The sequence below is a fragment of the Chromohalobacter sp. HP20-39 genome (genome assembly GCF_033052815.1).
Taxonomy (GTDB): domain Bacteria; phylum Pseudomonadota; class Gammaproteobacteria; order Pseudomonadales; family Halomonadaceae; genus Chromohalobacter.
Window position 1 is genome coordinate 1 of the sequence record NZ_JAWHTP010000211.1, and the last position, 408, is coordinate 408.

1 protein-coding gene is annotated in these 408 nt (G+C 66.9%); it reads right to left on the bottom strand.

The features are described from left to right. Nucleotides 1-374, bottom strand: a 374-nt coding sequence (locus tag RVY79_RS17680; RefSeq protein ID WP_317465806.1) for a 2OG-Fe(II) oxygenase, incomplete at its 3' end; no start/stop codon positions are given. Between the last annotated feature and the right edge of the window lie 34 nt (nucleotides 375-408).

Sequence of the window (408 nt, forward strand, 5' to 3'; positions counted from 1 at the left end):
CCCGAATGCAGGCGTCTCACGCCGTGGCGCATGTTGACGCGATACACGCCGCGCGTGCCCGGTACGGGCCTGTGGTGCACGGCAAAGATCACCGCATCGCCTTTGCGCAGCGGTACGACCTCGGGGCGCGACTGCATGCGCGGCCGCTGCTCGGTCATGACGAATTCGCCGCCGGTGAAGTCGACGCCGGGCTCGGACAGCAGGATCGCTACCTGCAGCGGGAAGACGTGCTCGCCGTAGAGGTCTTGATGCAGGCAGTTGTAGTCACCGGGGCCGTACTGCAGGATCAACGGTGTCGGGCGCAACTGGCCGGCCTCGTGGCAGCGGCGCAGGAAATCGGCATGCGCAGCGGGGTAACGCACGTCGATGCTCATCGCTTGGTTCCAGCGGTTGGCGATGGGCGCGAGT